Raw genomic sequence first — 19,288 nt, forward strand, 5'->3', positions numbered from 1 at the left:
CGTGGTCCCGCCCGCGAAGGAAGTGATGTGGATGACGGAGTTCCCGTCCCGTCCGGATGCGCCCGCGAACACCCTGCGGACGTTGAGCATCCCCCTGCTCAGGGGTTCGCTCGGCCTGGTCTTCGTGTGGTTCGGCGCCCTCAAGGTGACCGGCACGACGCCGGTGGCCGACCTGGTCGCGCGGACCGTCCCGTGGCTCGACCCGGGCGTCTTCGTGCTCACGCTCGGCGTGGTGGAAGTGGTGCTGGGGATCGCCTTGGTGGTGGGGTTCCGGTTGCGCTGGGTGGCGCTGCTGGTGGTGCTCCACCTGGCGGGCACGTTCGCCACGCTCGTCACGCAGCCGTCCGTCGCGTTCCAGACGGGCAACCCGCTGCTCTTGACCATGACCGGCGAGTTCGTGGTCAAGAACCTGGTCCTGATCACCGCCGGCCTCGCGGTCATGTCGGCGGACGCGCCCGTGCGACAGCGGGTGGCGCGCGCCGGGGTCGCCCGGCGGTGATCGCGCGGCGCCGCGGGGCCCCGACCGGCCCCGCGGCGCCATCACCCGCGGCGGGCCAGGTACGCGGCCACGCCGTCGAGGTAGAGGTCGAGGCCGAAGCGGAAGTCGGCCTCCACGTCCCGTTCGTCGAAGAGGTGGTCGTGGTCGAAGACACCGGCCTCGACCACCCGGCCGAGGGCCGGTAGCCGCCGGGGGTCGACCACCTGCCGCAACGCCCGCGCGTACGCCGGCCCGAACGCCTCGGGGTTCACCCGGAAGCCCTCCGCCAGCTCCGCGGTCATCCGCATCTCGCCGTGCACCAGCGTCAGCAGGCCCATCACCACGCCGACCTTCTCCTCTTCGTTCAACGGCGTGTCGGAGAGCGCGCCGAGCGCGCGGTCGAACCACGTCAGGTTCCTCGGGCCGATGGGCGGTCCGGACAGCGGGATCCGCGCGTACCACGGGTGTCGGCGGAACCTGGCCAGCACGCTCGTCGCCCACAGCGTCAGCCCGGCCCGCCAGCCGCCCGGGGGCATCGGCGGCGGGTCCTCGAACGCGGCGTCGGACATGAGCGTGAGCAGCTCGTCCTTGCTCTTCACGTGCCGGTAGAGCGCCATCGTGGAGTTGCCGAGCTGCTGCGCGACCCGCGCCATGGACACGGCCGCGAGACCTTCGGCGTCGGCGACCTCGATGGCGGCCCGGGTGATCTCGGAGACCGACAGGGTCGGCTTGCGGCCGCGTCTCGGTGTCTCGCGCAGGCCCCACAGCAGAGCGATTTCCGCTGGTAGCTCGTGCTCCTCGGTCATCCATCACCCTCTCGTCACCGCTGCCGGCCAGTCTAGGGCTACCGGAATCAACTGCGTATGAGCTACGCTTTTTAGCGTACCTGATACACAAAAGGGGGCAGTGATGATCGTTGAGGCGACCGGTCTGCGCAAGGCGTACGGGTCGACCGCGGTGCTGGACGGGATAGACCTGGAGGTCGCCGAGGGGTCGGTCTTCGCGTTGCTCGGACCCAACGGCGCGGGCAAGACGACCACCGTCCGGATCCTGTCCACGCTGTCGCGGCCGGACGGGGGCCGGTTGCGGGTGGCCGGGTTCGACGTCGTGCGCGAACCGGCCAAGGTGCGCGGGGTGATCAGCGTGACCGGGCAGTACGCGGCGGTGGACGCCGAGCAGACCGGCCGGGAGAACCTGGTCATGGTCGGCAGGCTCATGCACCTCGGCCGGTCGGGGGCCAAGGCCCGCGCGGGCGAGCTGCTGGAGCGGTTCGACCTCGTCGACGCCGCCGACCGGCGGGTCAAGACCTACTCCGGAGGCATGCGGCGGCGGCTCGACCTGGCCATGAGCCTGGTCGCCTCGCCGAAGGTGATCTTCCTGGACGAGCCGACCACCGGCCTCGACCCGGCCGGCCGGACGACCACGTGGGACGCCATCCGCGACCTGGCCCGCACCGGCACCACGATCTTCCTCACCACCCAGTACCTGGAGGAGGCCGACCGCCTCGCCGACCGGATCATGGTGCTGGCCGGCGGGAAGGTCGCCGCGCACGGCACCGCGGACGACCTCAAGGCCCGCGTCGGCGGCCACCGGCTGGAGCTCCGCTTCACCTCGGCCGCGGCGCTCGACGCCTCGACCGCGCGGCTCGGCGGCTTCGCCGACCACGAGCGGCTCCTGCTCAGCGTCCCGTCCGACGGCACGGCCGCGCACCTGCACGCCGTGCTGGACGACCTGCGGGCGGCGGCCGTCGTACCGACCCGGGTCTCCTCGCACCGCCCGACCCTGGACGACGTCTTCCTCGCCCTGACCGCACGTGAAGGAGTGCCGGCATGAGCCACGCGATCGCCGACTCGATGACCATGGTCGGCCGCAGCATCCGGTTGGGCAGGCGCAACCTCGACACCCTGTTCATGTCGATCGTCCTGCCGCTGATGATGATGGCGCTGTTCGTGTACGTCTTCGGCGGCGCGATCAACACCGGCACCGGGTACGTCGACTACGTGGTGCCCGGCATCATCCTGCTGTGCACCGGGTACGGCGCCGCGTCCACCGCGATGTCCGTGGCCGACGACATGCACAGCGGCATGATCGACCGCCTGCGCTCGATGCCGATCCGGAGCTTCGCCGTGCTGACCGGGCACGTCACGGCCAGCGTCGCCCGCAACGCCCTGTCCACCACGATCGTGGTCGGCGCGGCGGTCGGGATGGGCTTCCGCCCGTCCGCGTCACCGCTGGAGTGGGCGGCCGTGGCCGGGCTGCTCCTGCTCTACGTGCTGGCGCTGTCGTGGCTGGCGGCCGGGCTCGGCGCGGTGGCGAAGTCGGTCGAGTCGGCCAGCGCGTTGAGCTTCTTCATGCTGTTCCTGCCGTACCTGAGCAGCGCGTTCGTGCCGACCCACACGATGCCGCCGCTCCTGCGGGGGATCAGCGAGCACCAGCCGATCACGCCGGTCATCGAGACCGTGCGCGGCCTGCTCACCGGCACGCCGATCGGCGACCAGGGCCGGCTCGCGCTGCTGTGGTCGGTCGGCCTGCTGGTGGCGTCGTTCGTCGTGGCCACGACCCTCTACCGGCGGCGTGTCAGCGACTGAGCCGTGCCCGACCCGCTCGGCCCCCGGCGCGCGCCGGGGGCCGAGCGCCACCGACCGGAAGACCGACGCGGCCTCGGCTCGGCCGTCGGCGCGGACCCGAAGCCGCGTCGATCACCTCGTCCAGCACGCACCGCGACCGCACCAGGTCGGTGACCAACCGGTCGATGCGGGCCCGTTCGGCGGTCAGGTCGTCCACCGGTCGCGGCGTGGCGATCCAGGACGGCCCGCCGTCCGCGTCCCGCGTGCACGGCAGCATCAGCGCGATCTTCTTGCTGCCCAACCCGGCGGCGGAGAGCTCCTGGATGCGGACGACCCGGTCGACCGCGCGTTCGGGGTGCTCCCGGTGGCCACCGCCGGCGCGGCGGCGTCGCGGACCACCGCCGCCGGATCGGGCCGCAGCCCTTCGCGCACCAGGACGTGGTGCTCGGCCAACCGCCGCACGCCCGCCCGGAAGTCCGGGTCTTGCGCGAGCCGCGCCAGTTCCACCCAGGCCTCGACCTGCGCGACCTCCGGCCGTCCGGGCAGTTCCGGCGTGAGGGAGCGGATGACCCCCGCGCTCCGCGTGCGCCGCCGCGACCTCGGCCGGCGCGAGCTCCCGGTCCGGCACCCGCCGGATCGTCGGCAGGTCCAGACCCAGTTCGCGCTACGTCCGCAGGTGGTCGAGGCGGGCCACGGCGTCGTGGCCGCAGAGCCGGTAACCGGCCGGGCCGCGACCGGTCGGCGGCACGATCCCCTCGTCGGAGCAGAACCGGATCGCCTTGACCGTCAGCCCGGTCCGCCGAGCCGGCTCACCGATCGGGAAGACCGCGTCGCCGTCCATGCCACCACCCCCGGGTCTCCCCTTGCCGGAGGCTCAAGGTCCCGCGTCCCGATCGCGGCTAGGGTCGACGGGGTCGCGGGAGACCGGGGGTGCTGGAGTGGTGATCCGAATCCGAGGTCGTGCCCTGCCGCACGGCGAGCACGTCGACCTGTACGCCGACGGCGACCGGTGGACCACCGACCCCGTCCAGAACGCCGACCTGGTGGCCGAGGGGTGGCTGCTGCCCGGGTTGGTCGACGCGCACACCCACCCCGGCGCCGCGGCGGCGGGCGACCCGCTCGACCACGCGGTGCTGCGCGACCACCTGCGGCAGCACGTGGACGCCGGCGTGACGGTGATCAGGGCGCCGGGCCTGGCCGGTGAGCCGCCGCCGTGGTTCGGCGTCGACCCCGACACCCCGAGGGCCTGGCACGCCGGCCCGTGGCTGGCGCAGCACGGCCAGTTCATCGACGGTTGGGGCCGCCGGGCCGACCACGCCGAGCTGCCCGCGCTGGCCGCGGCGCAGGCGGCGCGCACCGGGTGGGCGAAGGTGATCGGCGACTGGAGCTCGGACGGCGAGCCGGTTCCGCTGGACGTGCTGAGCGCCGTGGTGCGGGCGGTGCACGCGGTGGGCGGCCGGGTCGCCGTGCACACCCAGCAGACCGCCGGCGGCGAGGTCGCCGTGCTGGCCGGCGCCGACTCGGTGGAGCACGGCATGTCGCTGGACCCGGACCTGCTGACGCGGATGGCCGAGCAGGGCACCGCGCTGACGCCCACGTTGTCGGTCATGGCGCGGTCGGTGCCCGAGGTGCGCGGCCGGCCCGACGGTCCCGGCAGGACGTGGTTCCTGCGTGGCGCGCAGGCGCACGGCTCGCTGGTCGCCGCCGCGGCCGAGGCCGGTGTCCGGGTGCTGGCGGGCACGGACTCGATGCCGCACGGCGGGATCGTCGAGGAGGTCCGCGCGCTGGCCGGCGCCGGGATGCGCCCGCACGACGCCCTCGCCGCCGCGTCCTGGGACGCCCGCGCCTACCTGGGGCTGCCGGGCCTGGAACCGGGCGCGCCCGCCGACGCCGTGGTCTACGCCGAGGACCCGAGGTCCGACCTCGACCAGCTCGCCCACCCGATCGCCGTGATCCTGCGCGGGCTGCCGGTGCGGGTGACCCGGAGGTAGAGATCGCCGGATCCGCCGAACGGCCCCGACGGGCGCACCCGCGTCGGCATACTGTCGGCCATGATCGAAACCGCGGCGCTGGCCGGTTTCTTCGCGGCCCACGGCGTCTGGAGCGTCTCGGAGGGCGAGACCCTGATCCCGCTCGTCGGCTACGAGCAGCCCGACGGCGAACGCGGCATGGACCGCTACCTCAAGGACGACGTGGGCCGGTCCGCGCAGGCCGCCCAGGAAGCGTTGGAGGGCAACGACCACGGCGCCACCCGTGCCGTCCTGGTCGCCGACGCCTACCTCGCCATGGACTGGGGTCGCACCGACGCCCTGATCGTGCGCGCGGTGGAGCACGGACTGACCCCGGGCACGATGGAACTGGCCGTCCCGTACGCCCCGCCGACGGACACCTCGCCGTTCACCGTGTACCGCTTGCAGATCATCGAGGTCACGGGTTTCGCCGACCAGGACTACGACACCCTCGCCGAGGCGTTCTTCGCCGGCGTCGACTCCCACGAGCAGGCGGCCGAGGTCTGGCACGCCCACCTCGACCAGTCCTGACCGCAGGCCTCACCGGGCGAGGAGCTCCCGGGCCAGGACCTCGCCCCACCACCGCTGCACCCGGTCCGGGTGCCAGGCCCGTTCGACGGTGAGCGTCGTGTAGACGTCGACGTTGCACAGCGCCGCGTAGACGTCGACCGCCGACCGCACGTCCAGACCGGGCCGCAGGGCGCCGTCCGGCCAGGACGAGAACACCTGCGCACGGGTGTCGTCGCCGCGCCGGCGGCCCTCCTCGTACGCCGCCGCGAGCGCGGGCTCCGTCCGGCCCGCCTCGCGCACGAGCGCGATGACGTCACCCGAGCGCTCGAACAGCCGCCGGTCGTAGGCCGCCAGCGCGGCGAGCTGCCGTGCCGGGTCGGCCGCCGCGTCCTCCAGCTCGGCCAGCGTGGCCGAGGGATCGGCGGAGATGTCCGCCGCGTCGGCGACGGCGCGCACGAGTCCCGCCTTGTCGCCGTACGCCGCGTACACCGTGGGCACCGAGACCTGCGCCTCCTCGGCCACCGCGCGCACCGTCGTCGCCGCCCACCCCTGCGCGACGAAGAGCCCGCGGGCCGCGCGTGCGATCACGGCTCGCGTCTCCTGCGCCTGCGCCACCCGTCGCAACGAGTCGTAACGGCGCTTGCCCGTCCCGCCCACGCTCACCTCTTGATGCCGGCAATATTGATTATATGTCGCGTAAAGCCAATATGGTCGCACCTGGGCCGACCAGCCCGTTCCTCCGCATCGCGGGCTTCGCCGGCCTCGGGTTCGCCACCCTGATCGTCCTGGCCAACGTCATCATGGTGCCCACCGGCCTGCCGACGACCGGCGCGGACACCGCGGAGGTCATCGCCTACTTCTCGGCCAACCGGGGCGCCGTCGGCGTCGCGTCCGCCCTCACCCCGGCCGCCTGGGCGTCGTCCACCGTCTTCGCCGCCGGCGCGGTGGCCGCGCTGTGGCGGTCCGACCGCGAGCGCGGCGAGGCCTGGTCCCTGGTCGGGTTCGCGGGCGTGCTGCTGCAGAACGGCGCGTTCGCCGCCGTGACCGCCCTCCGCCTGGCTGCGGCCGACGACCCCACCGGAGCCCTCTGGTCCCTGCACGACGCCCTGTTCACCCTCAACGGCGTGTTCCTGGCGTCGGCGCTGGTGGGCCTGTCCCTCAGCGGGCGGCACGCGGGGCTCATCCCCGCGTGGCACGCCCGACTCGGCTACTCCTCGGCCGTGCTGCTGGGCACCTCGGCCACGCTCACCCCGCTCGTCATCGCCCGTCCCGGCGTGCTGGGACTCCTGGGTCTCGTCGGCTGGCTGCTGTGGGTCGCCTGGCTGGTCGTCTGCTCCGCCGCCCTGATCCGCTGCGCGCCCGGCGCCGGGCGGGCAACGGGGGAGTAGGTCCGGCGAACCCGGTGGCGGAATGCTGGATCCGCGTCCGGCTCTCCCGAATGGACCGTCGGATCCACCACGACTTGGAGGACCCATGAGCGACCTGTCCGGCAGGACCACGATCGTCGTCGGCGCGAGCCGGGGCCTCGGCCGCGGTGTGGCCACGGCGCTGTCCGCGGCCGGCGCGCCGGTCGTCGCCGTGTCCCGCACGGCCGCGACGTTCCCGGAACCCGCGTCGGGCTCCGGACCGATCCGCACCGAGGTGGTCGACGCCGGCGACGCCACCGTCGCGGCGACCCTGATCGACCGCCACGAACCGAGCGCCGTGGTCCTGGTGGCCGGTGCGACGCCCCACATGCGGCCGTTGCAGGAGCAGACGTGGGAGACGTTCGCGGTCAACTGGGAGGCCGACGTCCGCATCGCGTTCCACTGGCTGCGCGAGATCCTGCTGACGCCGTTGCGGCCGGGCAGCCGCGTCGTGGTGTTCAGCAGCGGCGCGGCCATCGGCGGCTCGCCGCTCAGCGGCGGTTACGCGGGCGCGAAGTCCACGCTGCGGTTCATCACCGGCTACGCGCAGGACGAGGCGCGCCGGGCCGGCATGGACATCACGTTCACCACGGTCCTGCCCCAGTTCGCGCCGGCCACCGACGTCGGCGGCCCGGCCGTGCGCGCCTACGCGGCCAGGTCCGGCCTCTCGCAGGACGAGTTCCTGGCCAGGGTGGGTCCGCTGCTGACGCCGGAGCTGGCCGGCAAGTCGATCGTCGACCTGCTCCAGGCGGACGCCTCGACCATCGCGCCCGGCTACGTCCTCAACGGCGTGGGGCTGAAGAAGCTGGCCTGACACCGGCGGCGGGGCCAGGGGGCGGGGCCGAACCACGGCCCTGCCCTTTCTCGCGCGCCGACACCGGACCACGCCGACACCGGACTGCGCGTGCCCGGGTCGGGGCATCGCGGGTCCGAACCGGCTGCGCCTGCCCAAGCCGGATCGCCCGTGCCCGAGCCGAACCACGCCTGCTCAAACCGGATCTCCCGTGCCGAACCCGGCCCGGCGCGCATGCGGCGGCGGCCTGGTCGCCGGAGCGACCAGGCCGCGCGCCATCGCCGGCACGCTCGGCGGGGCCGAGGGCGCAGGCGCGTTCACTCAAGAGCCGAGGGCCGCGTGACCCGGGTCGGGTCCTCAGGCCGCCCCCGCCGCGGTGCGTGCGCTGAGCGTGCGCCGCTCGATCTTCCCGACCGGCGTGCGCGGGATCTGGTCGATGAACTCGACCTGCCGGATCTTCTTGTAGGGCGCGACGCGCTCGGCGACCCAGTCCATGATCTCCTGCGCGGTGATGGACCCGTCGCTGACGACGAACCCCTTGGGGATCTCGCTCGACTCCTCGTCGGGGATGCCGACGACGGCCGCGTCCACGATCCGCGGGTGCCGCATGAGCACCGCTTCCAGCTCGACCGGCGACACCTGCTGGCCCTTGTACTTGATGAGCTCCTTGATCCGGTCGACGATGAACAGCTCGCCGTCGTCGTCCACGTAGCCGAGGTCGCCGGTGTGCAGGAACCCGTCCGGCTCCAACGTCTTGCGCGTGGCCTCGGGCGCGTTCAGGTAGCCCTTCATCACGTGCGGCCCGCGGATGAGGATCTCGCCGTTGCGGTTGCGGCCCAGCTCCTCGCCGGTGTCGACGTCGACGATCTTGCACTCGACGCCCGGCGCGGTCCGGCCGACGGACGCCGACACGGTGTCCGGCGCCTGCATGAACGAGCACATCGCCTCGGTCATGCCGTAGCCCTGGCCGATCTCGCAGCCGATCCGCTCCCGCACGAGGCGGGCGATCTGCGGGTCGAGCGACGCGCCGCCGGAGACGATCGAGCGCAGCGACGACAGGTCGAACCGGTCGACCAGCGGGCTCTTCGCCAGCAGCACGGCGATCGTCGGCACGATGTAGAGCTGGGTGATGCGGTGCTCCTCGATCGTCCTGAGGAACGCCTCCGGGTCGAAGCGCTCCATGGTGACGAGCGTCGTGCCCTGGTACAGGCTCGCGTTCATCATCATGGACAGCCCGAAGGCGTGGTGGAACGGCGGCATCGCCAGCGCCTTCTCGCCCCGGCCGCTCGGCGCCACCATGCTGGTCAGCAACGCCTTGGCGATCATGTTGCGGTGCGTCAGCTGCACGCCCTTGGGCAGACCCGTGCTGCCGCTGGAGTGCAGGATCGTCACCACGTCCTCGGACGGGTCGAGCGCGGTCTCCACGATCTCGTCGTCGGACGCCACCAGCGAGGAGAACGACGTGGCGCCGTCCGCCTCGCCGAGGACGATGACCTCCTCGACGCCGGTGCGGTCGAGGAAGGCGCTCACCTTCGGCATCTCGTGCGGCACGGTCACCAGGAACCGCGCGCCCGTCTCCTCCAGCCGGGCGACGAGGTCGTCCGACGTGTCGAGCGGGTTGAGGGCGACGATGACGCCGCCCGCCAGCGCGGCCGCGTGGTAGGCGATCGGGTACTCCGGCACGTTCGGGGCCAGGATGGCGAGCACGTCGCCCTTCCGGAAGCCGCCCCGGCGCAGCCCGTGCGCCGCGCGCCGCACGTGTGACGCCAGTTCCGCGAACGTGTAGGAGGTGCTCTTCGCGGCGTCCACGGTCGCGATCTCGGAGCCGTACTCGTCCGCGTGCCGCAGGACGAACGACGTGAGCGAGGTCTGGGGGATCTCGACGTCCGGGCCGGCGACCGTCATGCGCGCACCTCGGCCGGCCGGTCGTAGGTGGCCAACCCGGGCTGGTAGGCGCGCTTCTCGAACTGCTTGAGCGCCACGTTGATCCACTCGTTGCCGCTGAGCCGGGACAGCTCCCACAGCTTCGCCTGGTCGTAGTCGATCGCGGCGGGCAGGTCGAGCTGGGTGGTGCGCTCGTAGACCTGCTTGGCGAGCGCCAGCGTGACCGGGTTCTTCTTGACGATCTTGCGGACGATCTTGTCGGTGGCCGCGTCGAGCTGGTCGGCGGGCACGGCGAAGTTCACCAGGCCGTACTCGGCGGCCTGCGCGCCGGTCATCGTGTCGCCGGTGAGGATGTAGTAGAGCGCCTTCTTGCGCGGCAGGTTGTGCGTGGCCGCCCACGTCGCGCCGCCGGCCGGGAAGATGCCGAAGTTGATCTCCGAGAGGCCGAACAGCGCCGCCTCGTCGGTGACCGCGAGGTCGCACAGGCCGGCCACCAGGAAACCGCCGCCGAAGGCGAAGCCGTTGACCTTCGCGATGGTCACCGCGGGGAACGCCTTCAGGCGCTGGAACCACCTGAGCGCCACCAGGTTGGTCTTGTAGAACAGCTGGGGGTCGTCGAACGGCTGGAGGAAGCACTCTTCCAGGTCCATGCCGGAGCTGAAGCTGTCCCCGTTGCCGGTGATGACGACCGCCTTGACGTTGCCGTCCTCCTCGATGGCGTCCAGGGCGGCGTTCATGTCCCGGTGCATCTGGGGGTTCATCGCGTTCTTCTTGTCCGGCCTGTTCAAGTAGATCGTGGCCGTCGGCCCGTCGATCTCCAGGTTCACGGTATCCAGCGTGATCATGTATGGACCCTTCTTCGAGAGGCGAAGTGCGCACGCCTCGCTATCGACCGCTCGGCTGGTGGCGTTCGGGAAAAACCCTCGGTGCGGCTTGGGTGAACGGAGACCAGCATCGCCCGCAGGGGATCGGGATTACTTCTCCCAGCGTGCTTTTGCGGCTCGACCGCGGCCTGACGGCGGGTTCGTCGGCAATACTGCGAACGACCCTCGGCTCATCGGCTCGGGGCACGTGCGCATTCCCCACCGAGGTGACGCAGAAGACAGGGTGGATCACGCACCGTGTCCGCACCCGGGGCGCCCGCCGGGGTCGAGATGTCGTGCAACTACCGGGTTGCACGACCTTGGACGACGTGCAATCATCTGGTTGCACTCAATGATGGCACTTGAAGGAGCTTCCTCATGAGCGACGACCGGATCGAACGCGACACACTGATCGACGCCTCTGTCGAGCGCGTCTGGTCCCTGGTGTCCGCACCCGGCTTCTGGGTGGCCGACCCGGAGAGCATCAAGGACACCACCGCCGTCGAGGGCGAGTCGACGGTGGCCAAGAACCCGGAGTACGGCGACTTCCCCGTGACCGTGGTGAAGGTCGAGCCGCACTCCTACGTGGCGTACCGCTGGGCGCCCGCGTTCCCGGGTCAGGAGCTGACCGAGGGCAACAGCACGCTGGTGGAGTTCACGCTGTCCCCCGAGGGCGACAAGACGCGCCTGACCGTGGTGGAGAGCGGGTTCGCCGCGCTGGCGGTGTCCGAGGACGTGCGCGCGCGGACGATCAAGGACAACACCGGCGGCTGGCCGCAGGTCCTCAACGCGGCGAAGAAGCGAGTCGAAGAGTCGACTGTGTGAGAACAGAACCGGACGATGCGGTCGAAGAGGTCGGCAACGTTCTCGTCGCGCTGGCCGACCCCACCCGTCGCCGACTGCTCGACCTGCTGGCCGCCCAGGGCGCGGTCACCGCGACGACGCTCGCCGGGCGGTTACCCGTCTCCCGGCAGGCGATCGTCAAGCACCTCGCCGTCCTGGACGCCGCCGGGCTCGTGGTCGGCAACCGGGTCGGACGCGAGGTGAGGTACTCGCTGCGGCCGGCCGGGCTGGACGCCACCACGCGGTGGATGTCCTCGCTCGCGGCGGACTGGGACCGCCGGTTGGCGGCCATCAAGCGGGTCGCCGAAGCGGTGGAGCGGGATTTGTCGTAGTACCGGTGGTACCGGGACGTAATTCGAGTTCCTTGGTCGCGACCCGTTCGCGCGCCTTTCGGCGAACGGGTCGTCCGGGATAGGCCGAGTGTCGGTCACCCAGTCATGGGGTGTTTCGGCATGTCACGAAAAAGGTTCCGAGCCTGTCCGGTCGGACGTCCGCGTTAATCCGAGAATACCTGGTTTCGCGCTCGGCGACTGAGCAAGGCAGAAGTTGGAGCCGGTGTCGATCCGGAAGGAAGCTTCCGGGGAGTCCACCTCGGGCACCTGTCAAGGAAGGCGCACCATGAGCGACCAACAATCGGCAAAGACCGACGGGATCACCCACCGGTTCGTGGAGACCAACGGCATCCGGATGCACATCGCCGAACAGGGCGAGGGGCCGCTGGTCGTGCTGCTGCACGGCTTCCCGGAGTCCTGGTACTCCTGGCGCCACCAGCTCCCCGCCCTGGCGGCGGCCGGCTACCACGCGGTCGCCCCGGACCTGCGCGGCTACGGCCAGACCGACCGCCCGGAAGCGGTGGAGAAGTACTCGCAGCTGCACCTGGTCGGCGACGTGATCGGCCTGCTCGACGCCCTCGGCGAGGAGCAGGCGGTGCTGGTCGCGCACGACTTCGGCACGTCGGTCGCCTGGAACGCCGCGCTGCTGCGCCCGGACCGCGTCCGCGGTGTCGTCGCGTTGAGCGTGCCCTACCTGCCGCGCGGCCCGGTGAGCGCCCTGACCGGGCTCACCCAGGCGCTCGGTCCCGGTTTCTACATGAACTACCTGCAGGAGCCCGGCGTGGCCGAGGCGGAGCTGGAGCGCGACCCGCGCGCCGCCCTCCTGCGCTTCTTCAACTGGGGCTTCGGCGACTCGCCGCGGGCCGACGGACCCACGCTCCCCGTGGTGCCCGAGGGCGGCGACCTCTCCGACCTCATGCCCGAACCGGCCGAGCTGCCCGCTTGGCTGACCGAAGCCGACCTCGAGTTCTACACGGCCGAGTACGCCCGGACCGGCTTCTCCGGCGGCCTGAACTGGTGGCGGACGATCGACCTGAGCTGGGAGTTGACGGCGCCGTTCCAAGGCGCGCCGATGACTCCTCCGGCGCTGTACGTGCACGGCGACCGGGACGGCAGCGTGTCGCTGCCGGGCATGGACCAGCTCATCGCCAACCTGTCGTACCTGGTGCCCAACCTCAAGCGCACGGTCGTGCTGCCCGGGGTCGGTCACTGGACGCAGCAGGAACGGCCGGAAGAGGTCAACGCGGAACTGGTGAAGTTCCTGGCCGACCTCTAGCACAGCCGCGGCGCAAAGCCTGGTCACGCCTTCCGGCTTCGCCGAGCGGCTCGGCCTAGCCGGAAAGCGTGGCTGGATCACGACATCTGTGGGAACACTCCAAGAAAGGGATCGCATCTTGACTGCCGAAACGTCCTCCCCGCTGCGGTTCAGCGGCAGGCAGCGGTTGATCCTCCTCGTGCTGCTTGGCGCCGCCTTCATCTTCGCCGCCGACTACTCGATCCTCAACGTCGCCCTGCCGCAGGTCGGCGGCGGTGTCGACATGAGCCTGACGCAGCTGCCGTGGATCGTGTCCGCGTACACGCTGCCGGCGGCCGGCTTCATGCTGCTGTTCGGGCGGTTCGCGGACCTGTTCGGCCGGCGCAAGCTGTTCATCGCCGGTGAGGTCCTGCTGGCCGTGGCGTCGCTGCTCGGCGGTTTCGCGACCAACCCGGAGATGCTGCTGGCCGCTCGCGCGCTGCAGGGCCTCTCCACCGCCATGGCCGTCCCCGCGGGTCTGTCGTTGATCACGACGACGTTCGCCGAGGGCAAGATGCGCGACCGCGCCCTCGGCCTCAACGGCGCCATCCTCTCCGGCGGCTTCACCGCCGGCGCGCTGGTCGGCGGCATCCTGGTCAGCCTGCTGAGCTGGCGGGCCGCGTTCTTCATCAACATCCCGTTCGCCATCGCCATCATCGTCGCCACCCCCATGCTGATCAGCGAGAGCAAGGTGCCGAACCGGCAGAAGCTCGACGTGCCGGGCGCGGTGACGGTCACCGGCGGTCTGCTGGCCGTGGTCTACGCGATCATGGAGTCCAGCCTCATCGCCGCCGCCATCGGCATCGTGCTGCTGGCCGCCTTCTGGGTGATCGAGACCAAGTCGTCCGCGCCGCTGGCGCCGGTGCGCTTCCTCAAGAAGCCCACGGTCAAGTGGGGCAACTTCGCGGGTCTCGTGATCTTCTCCATGGAGACCGGCATGATCTTCCTGATGACGCTGTACCTCCAGGACGTGCTGAAGTTCAACCCGGTCATCACCGGTCTCGCCTTCGGCATCCCCGGCCTCGCGGCCGTGTTCGCCGGTCCGATCGCGGGTCGCTTCATCGGCAAGCACGGTGGCCGCAACGTCCTGACCGTGGCGTTGACCCTGCAGGCGCTGATGATCCTGCCGCTGGTGTTCCTCGGCTCGAACAAGCTCGCCCTGGTGATCCTGGTGCCCGCGCTGTTCCTCGGGTTCTTCGTGCACGTCGCCTGCATCGTGTCGTACACGGTGATCGGCACCTCGGGCCTGCCGAACGAGGAGCAGGGCCTGGCGACCGGCCTGACCTCGATGACCCAGCAGGTGGCCCTCACCATCGGCGCGCCGATCATGGTCGCGATCGCCGCCACGCAGGCCGACACGCTGTCGGGCACCCACCTCGCGCTCGGCGTGAACGTCGCGGTGACGCTCGTGAGCGTCGCCCTCATCTGGTTCGGGCTGCGCCCTCGTGACGAGCGCAGCGCCTCGGCCCCGGAGACCGCGGCGGCGGCCTCCTGACCACCGGTGTGGCGATAGCCTCTTGCCGCGAGCTGGATCACACAACGAGGGAGATTTCGACATGACGACGCTCAAGCCCGGCAGCATGCTGCTCGGCACGACCCGCCCCGCCGAGCTGCGGGCGTGGTACATCAAGGCGCTGGCCCCGGAGTTCAGCGGCGACGGCCCGATCGACCTCGGCGGCTTCCTGCTGGTCATCGACGGGCGCGACGACGTCGAGGCGAAGAACAACGAGCCGGGTCGCGTGATCATGAACTTCCACGTCGACGACTTCGACGCCGTGGAGACCCAGCTGAAGGCCGCCGGCGTCGAGTGGATCTCGGTCGCGGACCGGGAGTCCGGCAAGTTCGGCACGTTCGCCGACCCCGACGGCAACTACCTGCAGATCATCATGTGGAAGAAGAACGACTGAGCGCAGGCTCCCCTCGCGTGCCCGGTCGGCGGACCCCGCCGACCGGGCACGTTGGCGTCCACCGTGCTCCGGTCTCGCCGCGCTCGCGCCCCACAGCCCGTGCCGCGCGTTCCCGTCCGCTGTGGACGGTGGCCTTCCCGCCCCGCGCAGCGAAGAGCCGCCGCGCTGACCGCGCGGCGGCTCTTGGCCGAACAGACCGACTCAGATGAACATCGTGTTGGGCTCGAGCCCGCACAGCACCCGTCCGAAGGTCTCCGTGTTGGAATCCGGGCTGAACATCGGGTGGACGCTGATCGCCTGGATGTCGCGCACGATCCGCTGGATCGGCTCGTGCCGGTAGATCGACGAGCCGCCGCTGGCCGAGGCGAGCAGGTCGACGGCCTCCTTCGCCAGCTTGGTCGCCCAGCCCTCGTCGGCGCGGACCCGGGCGCGTTCCGCGATCGTCCACGGCTCGCCGCTGGCGGCCTTCGCGTCGACCAGCGCCGCGGCGTGGTAGGCGTGGTACTCGGCCTGCTCGATCTTCATGTACGCCGTGCCGACCTGGATGTGCGTGATCGGGGCCTCGGCCTGGTGCTCGTAGTCGGTGTAGCGGATCGGCCGGCCGGGGATGCGCTCCATGAACGCGTCGTAGGCCGCCTTCGCCATGCCGACCAGCATGCCGACCGTCGCGGCGGAACCCGCCAGGATGGTGGGGCTGCGCCACATCGGCCGGTCCGCGTTCAGCTCGGAGACGCCGTTCGGGCGGATCGCCGCCTCCATCGGGATGATGTGCGTCGCCGGGATGAACACGTCCTTCGCCACCGTGGTGACGCTGCCGCTGCCGCTCATGCCCGAGGTGTGCCAGTCGTCCACGATCTCGAGGCTCGACATCGGCACCGCCACGATGACGGGCTGGGGCTCCTCGTCCGGCCGCAGCAGGATGGTGGCCAGCTCCTGCCAGTTCGCGTGCCACGCGCCGCTGACGAAGTGCCACGAGCCGTTGAGCACGTACCCGCCCTCGACCGGCACCACCACGCCGCTCGGGCTGACCGCGCCGCACACCCGGACGTCCGGGGTCGTGAAGACCTCGTCCTGCGCCACGTCCGGGAACAGGCCGACGATCCACGACGCGATCCAGTAGGTCGAGACGGTCCACGCCAGCGCGCCGTCGGCGCGGCCCAGCGCGATGGACACGTCCACCAGGGTCCGGGTGTCGGCCTCGTAGCCCCCGTACCGGGCGGGCATCCTCAGCTTGAAGATCCCCGCGTCGGCGAGTGCCTGGATCGACTCGTCGTGGAGCCGGCGGTTCTCGTCCGCCCACGCGGCCTTGTCCCGCAGCACTGGCACCAACTGCGACAGTGTTTCCTTCAATTGTTCCAGTGTCGGTTGGGGTCGGGACGTATCGATGATCGACACATTTGCCTCCGGTCAAAGGGCCTGCGACTTGCGATTGACCTTCGCATGGCGCGGTGCGCCGGTGCCTCTTCCGTATTGCTTCAAAAACACCCGATCGGCGCTATCCATTCAAGACCGACGGAAATAGCTTTCCGTGACCACATAGCCACTCTTCGTGTTCATTCCAGACGGTCGGTCCCGGGCCGGAACGCCGCAAATATTTCTGCCCCACCCCGCATGCGCCCGAAGTCGTCCCATGGGCCGACGTCCGGGAGGTCATCCTCCTGCCGGGCCGGTCTCCCGGAGGTGGAGGTCGTGCCCGGTCGCCCCCGGCGCCCCCAGGTCCGGCAGCAGCCGGAGGTCGCGGCCGTAGTCGTCGACGAGGGACCGGAACGGGACCGGCTCGTCGGTGAAGAGGCCGTCGAGCCGCCGCCCGTACTCCCGCTCCGCCGCCGCGTAGGCCTCGGTCGACAGGCCGGCCGCGCCGTAGACCGCGAACGGCGCCAGCGGCGCCATCCCGGTGAACCACAGCACGCCGTGCTGCACCGGGAAGAGGAGGTCGGCCAACCGGCCGTGGGCGCCCCGGTCGGAGAACGCCGACGCGCGGGCGCCGATCGTGACCGACAGCAGCGCGCGCCGCCCACCCAGAGCGCCTTCGGTGTACGGCGGCGGGACCGCCGGGCCGTGCGCGAAACCGTTGGTGAAGACCCGGTCGACCCACCCCTTGAGGATCGCGGGCAGGGAGAACCACCACATCGGGAACTGCAGGATGACCGCGTCCGCCCAGCGCACCTTCTCCTGTTCGGCCGCGACGTCGGGCGTCAACCGCCCCGCCAGCGTGGCCCGCTCGTGCGCGGCAAGCACGTCCAACGGCCCCGCCCCGGTGTCGTCGGGGAAGTCGTCCGCGTCGACGGAGGCCTTCCACTTCATCGCGTAGAGGTCGGACACCCGCACTTCGTGTCCCGCCGCGAGCAGGTGAGCGGCGGCGAACGACGTGAGGGCGCCGTTGAGCGACCGGGGTTCCGGATGCGCGCTGACGACGAGGATCTTCTTCGAGCTCATGCCACCACGTTCGCGCGTTCGCGGCGGGGCAGCCGGCACCCGGTCCGTCCGGCGGTCCGGCAATCCTGGTACCGCGAGGGCCAGGTAATACTGGGGAGCATGGAGGGCGTGGACCACCGCACCGAGGACGTCGACGGCATCGGTGACGCGCGGCGGGCGCTGGGCGCGTTCCTGCGCGCCCGCCGGGCCCGCGTCGCCCCGGAGCACGTCGGCCTGGCCGGGGGCCGCCGCCGGAGGGTGCGCGGTCTGCGGCGCGAGGAGCTGGCCCAGCTGGCGGGGATCAGCGTGGACTACTACGTGCGCCTGGAGCAGGGCCGCGCGACCCAGCCGTCACCCGAGGTGCTGGACTCGCTGGCCCGCGCGCTCGGCCTGGACGCGGCCGAGCGCGGGCACCTGGCCACCCTGGTGGGGGTCCGCCGCGGCGCCGCCCCGAGCGCCCGCGTCAGCCCGCTGCTGCACCGGATCGTGGCCGCCGTGGGCGACTTCCCGGCGTTCGTGACGAACCACCGCCTCGACGTGGTGGCGTGGAACAGCCTGGGCGGCGAGCTGTTCGGGGGCCTGTCCGACCCGGCCCGCCGCGACCGGAACAACGCGAGGTACCTGTTCCTCGACCCGGCCGCCCGGGACCTGCACCCGGACTGGGAACCCCGCGCCGCCGAGGTCGTGGGCCAACTGCGCGTCGCCGCGGGCCGCTACCCGGACGACCGGGACCTGGTCGGGCTGATCAGGGACCTGTCCGGGAAGAGCCCCGCCTTCCGCCGGATCTGGGCCGGCGGTGAGGTCGTGGTGTGCGGCGCGGGCCGCAAACGCCTGCGCCACCCCGAGGAGGGGATTCTGACGCTGGACTACGAAACCCTCCACGTGCCCAGCACTCCCGGCGAGATGGGTCTGGTCGTGCACGTGTTCAGCGCGGAAGAGGACAGCCCGGAATCCGCGAGCCTCGCCCGACTGGCCGCGATGGCGTCAGCGGCACCGCCTCCGGCGATGGTTTTCACCGCGTAGTTCCCCCGAACAGGAAAATCATCGGTCGGGTTCCGGGTCGGGCACATCGGCGGGCACCGCCGAGCCGAAGCCGTGTGGGCGGCGGTGCCCGATCGACAATCGGAACGTCAACCGGGTCCGGATTGTCCGGAATGTGTCGACCGCCGGTTCGCGCTCACCAGCGACGAAGTCCTCCCGCACGGCTTCCGGAACGTCGCCGGACCGCGAGAGGCGCGGCGGCCTGGTAGGGCGGCACCAGCTTGCCCTCGACCATCACCTCCAGGCCGTACTTCTCCTCAACACCACCCACAACCGTGCCGAGCACAACCTGTCCCTCCCGGCGAAGGACGGGGAGAACCAAATCATCGACACCGCCGAACCGCGCCCTCGCCTCATTCGGCACAGCGGTGGACGGTCGGCTGTTCACCGGGGAGCGCAACGGCCAGGCTCACACCATTCGAGCCTGGCAGTGTGCACGGGCCGAAGTTCACGCCCGAGGCCGCCGCTACGCCGCTGGCAGGCACACCGTACGACTGCGGCACGCCGCGGTGTCGACATGGCCCGACCGGGAGTTCCCGCAGTGACGGTCGCCGAGTGGGCGGGGCACTTGTCGGAGGTGCTGGTGAAGATCTGCGCCAAGTGTCCGGACGGGAAAACAGGGGTGGTGCGGCAGCGGGTTGAGGCTGCGCTGGGGCACCGGCAGAAGGGCTAGAAATTTGGCCCGTATTTGGCACAGACAGCCGCAGACGGCCGGTTCCAGCCGGGCACGGCCGGACAGACGAATAAGGCCCTTGACCGGCTTCGCGCTGGTCAAGGGCCTCAAGTGGTAGTGCCCCCGGCAGGATTCGAACCTGCGCTCCCGCCTCCGGAGGGCGGTGCGACTACCGGCTGCATGGAACGCTCTACCAGCATAAACAGTAAGGTGATCTTGTTCCTGAAGACTACTTTGGCCCGTATTTGGCACAGTTGGCGCCGGACGAACTGT

21 protein-coding genes are annotated in these 19,288 nt (G+C 71.3%); 13 read left to right on the forward strand and 8 right to left on the reverse strand.

Annotation, left to right across the window (positions count from 1 at the left end; all coding sequences use genetic code 11):
• Window positions 1–31 precede the first annotated feature (31 nt).
• On the forward strand, window positions 32–499 hold the full coding sequence (locus tag EDD40_RS28760; protein WP_170185227.1) for a DUF417 family protein: 468 nt from the start codon (window positions 32–34) through the stop codon (window positions 497–499).
• Window positions 500–540: 41 nt separating this feature from the next.
• Here EDD40_RS28760 and EDD40_RS28765 read toward each other — a convergent pair whose 3' ends face one another.
• Window positions 541–1,284: a TetR/AcrR family transcriptional regulator gene (locus EDD40_RS28765; RefSeq protein WP_123745701.1), complete on the reverse strand. Its 744-nt coding sequence runs from the start codon at window positions 1,282–1,284 to the stop codon at window positions 541–543.
• 103 nt (window positions 1,285–1,387) lie between these two features.
• Between EDD40_RS28765 and EDD40_RS28770 the strand changes: the two genes are divergently transcribed.
• Window positions 1,388–2,311, forward strand: a complete 924-nt coding sequence (locus EDD40_RS28770) for an ATP-binding cassette domain-containing protein (protein ID WP_123748349.1) — start codon at window positions 1,388–1,390, stop codon at window positions 2,309–2,311.
• Window positions 2,308–3,066 carry an ABC transporter permease gene (locus EDD40_RS28775; RefSeq protein ID WP_123745702.1) on the forward strand — a complete coding sequence of 253 codons (759 nt, stop codon included), beginning with the start codon at window positions 2,308–2,310 and terminating at the stop codon, window positions 3,064–3,066. Before EDD40_RS28770 ends, EDD40_RS28775 begins: the two co-directional genes overlap by 4 nt.
• Here the strand turns inward: EDD40_RS28775 and EDD40_RS42750 are convergent.
• Together EDD40_RS42750 and EDD40_RS43800 are read right to left on the reverse strand one after the other, a co-directional pair.
• Window positions 3,056–3,346, reverse strand: coding sequence for a MerR family transcriptional regulator (locus EDD40_RS42750; protein ID WP_211348691.1), 291 nt, complete (start codon window positions 3,344–3,346; stop codon window positions 3,056–3,058). The genes EDD40_RS28775 and EDD40_RS42750 overlap by 11 nt on opposite strands.
• Before the next feature lie 363 nt (window positions 3,347–3,709).
• A complete protein-coding gene (locus EDD40_RS43800) occupies window positions 3,710–3,886 on the reverse strand; it encodes a MerR family DNA-binding transcriptional regulator (RefSeq protein ID WP_246037876.1) in 177 nt (58 codons plus the stop codon).
• 100 nt (window positions 3,887–3,986) lie between these two features.
• On the opposite strand from EDD40_RS43800, the gene EDD40_RS28790 reads away from it, so the two are divergent.
• Both EDD40_RS28790 and EDD40_RS28795 read left to right on the forward strand, forming a co-directional pair.
• Entirely contained in the window at window positions 3,987–5,036 is a 1,050-nt protein-coding gene (locus tag EDD40_RS28790) for an amidohydrolase family protein (protein WP_246037878.1), read from the forward strand.
• Between the two features lie 60 nt (window positions 5,037–5,096).
• Window positions 5,097–5,585 (forward strand): hypothetical protein, encoded by a 489-nt coding sequence (locus tag EDD40_RS28795; RefSeq protein ID WP_123745703.1) that lies wholly within the window; start codon window positions 5,097–5,099, stop codon window positions 5,583–5,585.
• A 9-nt stretch (window positions 5,586–5,594) separates the two neighbouring features.
• Here the strand turns inward: EDD40_RS28795 and EDD40_RS28800 are convergent, their stop codons facing one another.
• Window positions 5,595–6,227, reverse strand: coding sequence for a TetR/AcrR family transcriptional regulator (locus EDD40_RS28800; protein ID WP_211348247.1), 633 nt, complete (start codon window positions 6,225–6,227; stop codon window positions 5,595–5,597).
• Window positions 6,228–6,271: 44 nt separating this feature from the next.
• Between EDD40_RS28800 and EDD40_RS28805 the strand changes: the two genes are divergently transcribed.
• Window positions 6,272–6,952 (forward strand): hypothetical protein, encoded by a 681-nt coding sequence (locus tag EDD40_RS28805; protein WP_211348248.1) that lies wholly within the window; start codon window positions 6,272–6,274, stop codon window positions 6,950–6,952.
• An 85-nt stretch (window positions 6,953–7,037) separates the two neighbouring features.
• Entirely contained in the window at window positions 7,038–7,784 is a 747-nt protein-coding gene (locus tag EDD40_RS28810; RefSeq protein ID WP_123745705.1) for an SDR family NAD(P)-dependent oxidoreductase, read from the forward strand.
• 336 nt (window positions 7,785–8,120) lie between these two features.
• On the opposite strand, the gene EDD40_RS28815 is transcribed toward EDD40_RS28810, so the two are convergent.
• Entirely contained in the window at window positions 8,121–9,668 is a 1,548-nt protein-coding gene (locus EDD40_RS28815) for an AMP-binding protein (protein ID WP_123745706.1), read from the reverse strand.
• On the reverse strand, window positions 9,665–10,492 hold the full coding sequence (locus tag EDD40_RS28820; protein ID WP_123745707.1) for a p-hydroxycinnamoyl CoA hydratase/lyase: 828 nt from the start codon (window positions 10,490–10,492) through the stop codon (window positions 9,665–9,667). The genes EDD40_RS28815 and EDD40_RS28820 overlap by 4 nt, the downstream gene beginning before the upstream one ends.
• Window positions 10,493–10,888: 396 nt before the next feature.
• Between EDD40_RS28820 and EDD40_RS28825 the strand changes: the two genes are divergently transcribed.
• The 5 genes from EDD40_RS28825 to EDD40_RS28845 all read left to right on the forward strand — a co-directional run bounded on the left by EDD40_RS28825 (window position 10,889) and on the right by EDD40_RS28845 (window position 14,886).
• Window positions 10,889–11,335, forward strand: coding sequence for an SRPBCC domain-containing protein (locus tag EDD40_RS28825; protein WP_123745708.1), 447 nt, complete (start codon window positions 10,889–10,891; stop codon window positions 11,333–11,335).
• Entirely contained in the window at window positions 11,332–11,685 is a 354-nt protein-coding gene (locus tag EDD40_RS28830; protein ID WP_123745709.1) for an ArsR/SmtB family transcription factor, read from the forward strand. Before EDD40_RS28825 ends, EDD40_RS28830 begins: the two co-directional genes overlap by 4 nt.
• Before the next feature lie 286 nt (window positions 11,686–11,971).
• Entirely contained in the window at window positions 11,972–12,961 is a 990-nt protein-coding gene (locus tag EDD40_RS28835) for an alpha/beta fold hydrolase (RefSeq protein ID WP_123745710.1), read from the forward strand.
• A gap of 118 nt (window positions 12,962–13,079) precedes the next feature.
• A complete protein-coding gene (locus tag EDD40_RS28840) occupies window positions 13,080–14,474 on the forward strand; it encodes an MFS transporter (protein ID WP_211348249.1) in 1,395 nt (464 codons plus the stop codon).
• Window positions 14,475–14,535: 61 nt separating this feature from the next.
• A complete protein-coding gene (locus tag EDD40_RS28845) occupies window positions 14,536–14,886 on the forward strand; it encodes a VOC family protein (protein WP_123745712.1) in 351 nt (116 codons plus the stop codon).
• A 201-nt stretch (window positions 14,887–15,087) separates the two neighbouring features.
• Here the strand turns inward: EDD40_RS28845 and EDD40_RS28850 are convergent, their stop codons facing one another.
• Window positions 15,088–16,236 (reverse strand): acyl-CoA dehydrogenase family protein, encoded by a 1,149-nt coding sequence (locus EDD40_RS28850; protein ID WP_246037880.1) that lies wholly within the window; start codon window positions 16,234–16,236, stop codon window positions 15,088–15,090.
• 300 nt (window positions 16,237–16,536) lie between these two features.
• Window positions 16,537–17,322: an NAD(P)H-dependent oxidoreductase gene (locus EDD40_RS28855; protein WP_123745714.1), complete on the reverse strand. Its 786-nt coding sequence runs from the start codon at window positions 17,320–17,322 to the stop codon at window positions 16,537–16,539.
• A gap of 99 nt (window positions 17,323–17,421) precedes the next feature.
• Between EDD40_RS28855 and EDD40_RS28860 the strand changes: the two genes are divergently transcribed.
• The gene (locus EDD40_RS28860; RefSeq protein ID WP_123745715.1) at window positions 17,422–18,324 is read left to right on the forward strand and encodes a helix-turn-helix transcriptional regulator; all 903 of its coding nucleotides are present in this window, start codon (window positions 17,422–17,424) and stop codon (window positions 18,322–18,324) included.
• The last annotated feature ends 964 nt before the right edge of the window (window positions 18,325–19,288 follow it).

The organism is Saccharothrix texasensis, assembly GCF_003752005.1.
GTDB lineage: Bacteria > Actinomycetota > Actinomycetes > Mycobacteriales > Pseudonocardiaceae > Actinosynnema > Actinosynnema texasense.

Excerpts from the sequence above, each read along its gene's own strand:
- EDD40_RS28805 (WP_211348248.1), top strand. The coding sequence starts at position 6,272 with ATGGTCGCACCTGGGCCGACCAGCCCGTTCCTCCGCATCGCGGGCTTC.
- EDD40_RS28765 (WP_123745701.1), bottom strand. The coding sequence starts at position 1,284 with ATGACCGAGGAGCACGAGCTACCAGCGGAAATCGCTCTGCTGTGGGGC.
- EDD40_RS28770 (WP_123748349.1), top strand. The coding sequence starts at position 1,388 with ATGATCGTTGAGGCGACCGGTCTGCGCAAGGCGTACGGGTCGACCGCG.
- EDD40_RS28815 (WP_123745706.1), bottom strand. The coding sequence starts at position 9,668 with ATGACGGTCGCCGGCCCGGACGTCGAGATCCCCCAGACCTCGCTCACG.
- EDD40_RS28835 (WP_123745710.1), top strand. The coding sequence starts at position 11,972 with ATGAGCGACCAACAATCGGCAAAGACCGACGGGATCACCCACCGGTTC.
- EDD40_RS28860 (WP_123745715.1), top strand. The coding sequence starts at position 17,422 with ATGGAGGGCGTGGACCACCGCACCGAGGACGTCGACGGCATCGGTGAC.
- EDD40_RS28775 (WP_123745702.1), top strand. The coding sequence starts at position 2,308 with ATGAGCCACGCGATCGCCGACTCGATGACCATGGTCGGCCGCAGCATC.
- EDD40_RS28795 (WP_123745703.1), top strand. The coding sequence starts at position 5,097 with ATGATCGAAACCGCGGCGCTGGCCGGTTTCTTCGCGGCCCACGGCGTC.
- EDD40_RS43800 (WP_246037876.1), bottom strand. The coding sequence starts at position 3,886 with ATGGACGGCGACGCGGTCTTCCCGATCGGTGAGCCGGCTCGGCGGACC.
- EDD40_RS28825 (WP_123745708.1), top strand. The coding sequence starts at position 10,889 with ATGAGCGACGACCGGATCGAACGCGACACACTGATCGACGCCTCTGTC.
- EDD40_RS28820 (WP_123745707.1), bottom strand. The coding sequence starts at position 10,492 with ATGATCACGCTGGATACCGTGAACCTGGAGATCGACGGGCCGACGGCC.
- EDD40_RS28760 (WP_170185227.1), top strand. The coding sequence starts at position 32 with ATGACGGAGTTCCCGTCCCGTCCGGATGCGCCCGCGAACACCCTGCGG.
- EDD40_RS28810 (WP_123745705.1), top strand. The coding sequence starts at position 7,038 with ATGAGCGACCTGTCCGGCAGGACCACGATCGTCGTCGGCGCGAGCCGG.
- EDD40_RS28845 (WP_123745712.1), top strand. The coding sequence starts at position 14,536 with ATGACGACGCTCAAGCCCGGCAGCATGCTGCTCGGCACGACCCGCCCC.
- EDD40_RS28855 (WP_123745714.1), bottom strand. The coding sequence starts at position 17,322 with ATGAGCTCGAAGAAGATCCTCGTCGTCAGCGCGCATCCGGAACCCCGG.